Source organism: Aquidulcibacter sp. (assembly GCF_044346625.1).
Lineage (GTDB): Bacteria > Pseudomonadota > Alphaproteobacteria > Caulobacterales > Aquidulcibacteraceae > Aquidulcibacter.
The window spans coordinates 1-6649 of sequence record NZ_JBIIYV010000109.1 but is presented as its reverse complement, the minus strand read 5'-3'; the positions used below and the strand labels follow the sequence as shown (position 1 = coordinate 6649).

The 6649-nt window shown below is 56.6% G+C and carries 6 protein-coding genes; 3 read left to right on the top strand and 3 right to left on the bottom strand.

Translation table 11 applies throughout. The annotated features are described in order from the left end of the window. A partial coding sequence (locus ACIQ20_RS15365) for a hypothetical protein (protein WP_395781827.1) occupies positions 1-134 on the bottom strand: 134 nt, incomplete at its 3' end. A 133-nt stretch (positions 135-267) separates the two neighbouring features. Here ACIQ20_RS15365 and mutS point away from each other — a divergent pair. The 3 genes from mutS (at position 268) to ACIQ20_RS15350 (ending at position 5242) form a co-directional block, all read left to right on the top strand. Further along, the gene (gene mutS / locus ACIQ20_RS15360; RefSeq protein ID WP_395781825.1) at positions 268-2916 is read left to right on the top strand and encodes a DNA mismatch repair protein MutS; all 2649 of its coding nucleotides are present in this window, start codon (positions 268-270) and stop codon (positions 2914-2916) included. Positions 2917-3043: 127 nt separating this feature from the next. Then, positions 3044-4099 carry a substrate-binding domain-containing protein gene (locus ACIQ20_RS15355; protein ID WP_395781823.1) on the top strand — a complete coding sequence of 352 codons (1056 nt, stop codon included), beginning with the start codon at positions 3044-3046 and terminating at the stop codon, positions 4097-4099. A gap of 39 nt (positions 4100-4138) precedes the next feature. Then, positions 4139-5242, top strand: coding sequence for a DUF2891 domain-containing protein (locus tag ACIQ20_RS15350; protein WP_395781821.1), 1104 nt, complete (start codon positions 4139-4141; stop codon positions 5240-5242). An 8-nt stretch (positions 5243-5250) separates the two neighbouring features. Here ACIQ20_RS15350 and ACIQ20_RS15345 read toward each other — a convergent pair whose 3' ends face one another. Further along, complete coding sequence (locus tag ACIQ20_RS15345) at positions 5251-6132, bottom strand: phosphodiester glycosidase family protein (RefSeq protein WP_395781819.1); 882 nt, start codon at positions 6130-6132, stop codon at positions 5251-5253. Then, positions 6129-6599 (bottom strand): Lrp/AsnC family transcriptional regulator, encoded by a 471-nt coding sequence (locus ACIQ20_RS15340; RefSeq protein WP_395781817.1) that lies wholly within the window; start codon positions 6597-6599, stop codon positions 6129-6131. Before ACIQ20_RS15340 ends, ACIQ20_RS15345 begins: the two co-directional genes overlap by 4 nt. Between the last annotated feature and the right edge of the window lie 50 nt (positions 6600-6649).

Here is a 6649-nt window from a genome sequence, read left to right as displayed (position 1 = left end):
GGAGAATAGGCAAGCGACAGATCGCGTTGGGTCGCCATCGGTTTGGAGGCCACAACCGATATCTTCCCCGGCGTAGGCAAACTGTGAAAATCGAGGGCTTCTTGGTCTGTGAAAGTCTTGCGCTCGCTGCTCATCAGATATTCTTCGTCCTACGCTATTCTATTTCATCCTTGCTAGACCGGGCCGAGCGTTCGATCAACGTGTGTCTACTTTTAAAACCGTGTTTGACACTTTGCCAGCAGAAGAATCCGCAGCTAAACCCGTCTGATGACAGCCCCCGGCACCACACCCGTTATGGCGCAATATCTGGCCGCCAAAGAGCAGCATCGCGATGCTTTGCTGTTTTTCCGCATGGGTGACTTTTATGAGCTTTTCTTTGAAGACGCCAAAACGGCTGCCGGTGCGCTTGATATTGCCCTGACAAAACGGGGCCAGCATCTGGGCGAAGACATCTCAATGGCCGGTGTCCCAGCCCATTCGGCTGACGCTTATATTGCGAAATTGGTGCGAAAGGGCTTCAAAATCGCAATTTGCGACCAAACCGAGGACGCGGCTGAAGCGCGAAAGCGCGGCTCAAAATCTGTCGTACGTCGGGATGTCGTCCGTATCATCACGCCGGGCACCTTAACCGAAGAGGCGCTCTTGGACCCCCGCCATGCCAGTCGGTTGGCGGCTCTGGCCTTCACCGCTGGTGGCTTGGAAGCGGCCCTTGCTTGGGCAGATGTTTCCACGGGTGAATTTGCTGTGATGGAGGCACCGATCCAGCGCCTAATCGATGAAGCCTCCGCACTGTCGATTGGGGAGTTGGTGATCGTTGATAGCGACTTGGACAAAGCCAGCGCAAAAGCGATCGCCGCCGTCTCGGGCTCTGTAACCCCAAGGCCTGCGAAATCAGCAGACGCTAAGGCCGCTGCGCGCACGCTGGAACTTGGGTTTGGTGTGCAGACGCTCGACGGATTTGGTGCGTTTGGAAAAGCCGAATTGACGGCGCTGGGCCTCGTCTACGATTACATCAGCCTGACCCAAGCAGGCCTTGCCCCGCGTTTGACGCCACCGAAACGGGTGGAGACGTCTGGCATCATGGCAATCGACGCGACCACCCGCGTAAGCTTAGAGCTTGATCGCTCACAGCGCGGTACGCGCGAAGGCTCTTTGCTTGCTGCCATAGACCGCACCCGTACCGCAGCAGGTGGGCGGATGCTAGCGGAACGGATTGGGCGTCCTTTACTTGATCTAGGTGTGATCAAGGACCGTCTGAACGCCATTGAATATCTAATCGGCGCCAGTGACCAGCGCTGTGAGGTACGCGACACGCTCAGCCAAATCCCCGATGTCAGCCGCGCCCTTTCCCGTCTTGAACTGGGCCGCGGTGGGCCGCGAGATCTGCGGGCGCTGGCCATCGCGCTGATTGAAGGCGACCAGATCAGTGCGCGCTTGCCGCTTGACCTGCCTGTTGAGCTAGCCGTCGCACAGAAGCACCTCGGCCTTATTCATCAGCCTGCCTTGGCCGCACTCGCGCATCGTCTGATCGCGATGATTGTTCCAGAACCCGGTCTTCTGACGCGCGATGGCGGCTTTGTTGCGACGGGTTTTGATCCTGTCTTGGATGAAATCCGATTGCTTTCGACCAATGCACGCCAAGTGGTGGCCAATCTTCAGGCGGAAGTCTGCGAGCAAGCGGGCCTGCCACTCAAAATCCGCAACAATGCGGTTTTGGGCTTTTTCATCGAGGCCACCCCCAAACAAGGCGAAGCCCTTATGTGCCCGCCGCTCAACGCGCTTTTCATCCACCGTCAAACTACGGCGAGTGCAATTCGGTTTACGAACCAACGCCTCATGGAGCTAGACGGCCAAATCGCGCGGGCGTCAGAACGGGCACTCGCCCGCGAACTTGAATTGTGGAACGAGGCCTTAGCTGAGGTCGTGCGCCAGAGCAGCGCGCTACGGGCGGCTGGCGATGCACTTGCTACCTTGGATGTCGCGGCAGGGCTCGCAGAATGGGCGGTGGAAACTGACGCGACCCGGCCTTTATTGGACGATGGTCTCGGGTTTGACGTGCGTGGCGGTCGTCACCCGGTTGTAGAAGCTGTACTTCGAAAATCAGGGGAAGTCTTTACCTCTAATGCCTGCCATTTGGATGGCGCCGGCTCGACCGCGCCACGCCTTACCTTGATTACCGGGCCCAATATGGCGGGTAAATCGACTTATTTGCGACAAAACGCGCTATTGGCGATCTTAGCCCAAGCAGGCTCATATGTGCCAGCAGAAGCGCTCAACATGGGGCTGGTGGATCGGATATTCTCGCGTGTCGGGGCCTCCGATGATCTATCTAAGGGTCGCTCGACCTTTATGGTGGAAATGGTTGAAACGGCCACGATCTTGAACCGCGCCGGGCCAAGGGCCTTTGTTATTCTTGATGAAATAGGACGCGGCACATCAACTTATGATGGCTTGGCAATTGCGTGGGCAGTGGCGGAACATCTCCACGATTCCAACCAATGTCGAGCTTTGTTCGCCACGCACTATCATGAGCTCACAGCTTTGGCTGAACGTTTGCCCGCCTGTGGCAATGCCAGCTTACGCGCGAAAGAGTGGAAAGGTGATCTCGTCTTTCTCCATGAAGTGGTCGAGGGGGCTGCAGACCGGTCTTATGGCGTACAAGTGGCAAAGCTTGCTGGGCTGCCGTCAAGCGCGGTGGCGCGGGCGAAGTCCGTTTTGAATAGGCTTGAAAAAGCCCAGAACAATGGCCGACCCGGTGCCTTGGATGATTTACCGCTGTTTGCCGCGACAAACCCTGCCCCAGAGACTGTAGCCACCCCATCCACGCTTGAGCAAGCCTTGCTGGACCTTGACCCCGATCAACTCACGCCGCGCGAAGCTTTGGACTTTGTCTATGCCCTGAAAAAGATGCTGTAGCCGCGCCATAGCGTCATTGTTGTGATTTTGTCATACTATTGAAGCGTGGGTGTCATATCGTCAGACTAACGCACCTCTAGAATCGTCCCGTGCCCTCCAGCGCAGACACTTAATTTGGATTGATTACATGACTTTCAAGCACCTTAGCCTGGCTATTTTGGCATCCGGCGTCTTTGTCTTGGCAGGCTGCAACCCAAGTGATGGTCGCGATCGGGTGGCGGTTGTAGGGTCCTCCACCTTATTCCCGTTTTCAGCCGCTGCAGCTGAACAGTTCTCCGCCCGGGGCCGTTTTAAAACGCCACGCGTGGAATCGACGGGTACAGGTGGCGGGTTTGCGATTTTTTGCCGTGGCTTGGGCCCTGGCTTCCCGGATATCTCAAACGCATCCCGGCAGATCAAAAAAGGTGAGTTCGAGACCTGTCAGAAAAATGGGGTGACCGAAGTTGTTGAGATTAAAATCGGCTATGACGGGATTGTTATCGCCAATTCAAAGGCCGCGACGCCCGTCACATTGACCAAGCAAGAAGTCTATCAGGCGCTCGCAAAAGAGATCTATGATCCCGCAAAACAGGCCTTCGTCCCCAATCCTTATACAAAGTGGAACGAGATCAACCCGAATTTGCCGGCGATCAAGATCGACGTGATGGGGCCACCTCCAACTTCTGGAACGCGTGACGCCTTTGCCGAATTGGTGATGGCAAAGGGTGCAGAACAAGTACCTGAAATGAAGGCACTAAAGGAGAAAGACGACAAGGAATTCCAAAGACGCGCCCTGACCTTGCGCGAAGATGGCGCTTGGAAAGATTCTGGTGAAAACGACAGCCTGATCGTGCAAGCATTATCGCGCTCACCTGAACAATTTGGTGTATTTGGCTTTTCATCGTTTGAAGAAAATATGGACCGTTTGCAGGCAGCGCCACTCAATGGTGTGGAGCCATCAGCAGAAGCCATCATCGACGGAAAGTATGCAGCTTCACGCTCGCTCTATTTCTATGTGAAGAAAGCCAATGTCGGCGTTGTGCCGGGGCTTCAAGAATTTGCGATGGAGCTTTTGTCCGATCATGCAGCCGGCCTCCGGGGCTATTTGCGCGGCAAAGGCATGGTGCCCTTGCACCCAGATGAGCGGGCAGCGAATTTTCAAATTGCCAAAACCTTACCCGCCATGAGCGCGCCTAAAAAATAAGGCCTTGCCTCACTTGACGGGCTGTTGCACACCAAAGGCATGCGCCGTTCTCTTTTAACGATCCTAGCCGTATGCTTTGCCACCATGACTTCGCCTGCCGCCCAAGCATCTGGCTTTGAAGACGCAACAGGGCGGTTCGCCAAGCTTGCTCTGTCGTGCATCCACACCGAATATCCCAACAAGATCGCCCATGTGCTGAATTCAGCCGAAGATGCACGCACGCCCAGCCAACTGACACCCGCATTTTACGGCTGCTTTGACCATCATTCGTCGGTGCACGGGCACTGGCTCTTGGCACGGCTCGCGCGGCTCTATCCGCAGGCTTCTTATACCCCTGCCGCCCGGCAAGCTTTGGCTAAGAGCCTGACCAAAGCCAACTTGGAGGCCGAACTTGCCTATATGAATGGAGCGGGGCGCGCTGGTTTTGAGCGCCCTTACGGCTTGGCTTGGATGCTGCAATTGGGCGCGGAACTGCGCCAATGGGCCAAAAAGGATGAAAGCGTGGCGACTTGGGCGGCCGATTTCGCGCCGTTAGAGCAGCGCGCAGCGGGTCAACTCAAAAGCTGGCTGCCAAAGCTTCGCACGCCGATGCGGGTTGGAGAGCATTCGCAAACCGCTTTTGCTTTAGGGCTCGCGCGCGATTGGGCAGCGGAGGTACAAGACACCGCCTTTCTAGCCCTGATCGACGAGCGTGCCATGACTTATTATGGCAAGGATCGCGATTGTCCTTTGCGGTTTGAACCTGGCGGGGAAGATTTTGTGTCGGCCTGTTTGGGTGAAGCCGACCTCATGCGTCGCGTTTTGGCTCCTAAGGCCTATGCCAAGTGGCTGAGCATCGCTTTACCTACCATCCCCAAGACTGCCACCGCAGACTGGTTGCCCGTAGGCATCGTCACAGATCGGACCGATGGCAAGCTGGCCCATATCGACGGGCTCAATCTATCTCGGGCATGGATGCTGGAAGGCATGGCAGCGGGTTTGCCGACAGCCGACAAACGAAGGCTGGCCCTCGTTGCGGCAGCAAAAGCCCATCGAGACATTGCTCTGCCTGCGGTGACGGGTGAGCATTATGAGGGCGGGCATTGGCTGGGAACATTTGCCACCTACTTGGTGACCCAACGTGGCTTGAAGGTCGGTGACTGAACCGGCCATCAAGTCTTTGGCTTAGCCTTTGTGAACACGCCAATATGGGTCGCGACCGGTCTTTCTGTGCCTGGAACGCCTCCCTGAATCGGACGATTCAGAACAGTTGGACCCCGCACAAGGTCGCGGTACACCAGCGCCGTTGACCCACCGCCATCGAGATTGATCGCATTAGCGGCCCCTAAGGCTTGCAAGATCAAGGCGGATTCAGCGAAACTTGCTCCTTCGCTATAGCCTTTTTGGCGGCCATCAATGGTCACCAGCCACAGGCGGTCGCCTGCTGCATTGATGCCAAGGATCGAGCGCGGGTGACGGGTTGCATTCTTCGGATCAACCTTCATCGTACCGTCTTGAACCAACAGCGGACCTGCGGCCAAACCATTTGCGAACCGCACTGGGCAGGCCAAGGCGGCCAAGATCTGTACCTGCTTGCGGTCAAAACAGACAACAGCTTTGGCCGCGCGAGCCGTTTCGGGTGTCGAAGCGGGTGACACCACTCGGCCGTTTGACTTTGCAAATCCAACAGCGTCTTGGCCTAAGCCTTCTGCAGAGACCACCGGGCTAAAATAACCGCCATTGATGGCAACAATCGCGCCGGATTCGCGCAAAAACGTGGACGTCGTCTTCGAGCGATACTCAGAGGTGTCCGATGGGCTACCCCCCGATACAGCAATGGACAGGCCCCGGGTTTTCAAGTCGATTTCAACAATCGCCACCTGCATCGGCACAGCGCCGGGCCAGGCCCGTTGGCTGTAAGAAATGCCCTTGGCTACCATGTTCTTTGGCGGAGTTAGATCAAACGGCTTTCCCGATGAGAGCGGCGCGCCGCTAGCGCAGGCCGACATAGCGACGAAAGCAAAAAGGGAAAAGTAGCGCGGCATCTGTTTCATCGGATCGGTAGCCCTCGTAGCGGAGACACCGCGCGCATGGCGATGGCTGTATTGACCCTAACCACACTGGGCAGCCGTGTCAGCACTTCGCGGTGAATGCGTTCGAGGTCTGCCACATCGCGGGCCGCAACGCGAAGGAGATAGTCTGAATCCCCGGTCATCAGCCAGCATTCCAACACTTCAGGTGCGGCGCGTACCGCGCTCTCGAAAGCTGCTAGATCGCGATCCGTCTGGGCACCCAACGCAATCGAAACGAAGACCGTCAGGCTAAAGCCCAAGCGTGCCGCATTGAGCTCGGCCCGGTAGCCCTCGAGCACACCTGACTTTTCCAAAATATCGAGGCGGCGTCGGCAGGCGCTTTCGGACAAAGCAATTTTGTCAGCCAATGTAGCGATGCTGGCCCGGCCGTCGCGCTGCAGCAAGCGAAGCAAAGCACGGTCCTTGTCATCAAGTGTAGCGATTTCCATTGGAAAGTCTCCTTTTCTTCGTGCTTTCCACTAACAAACCTCAAAAGCTT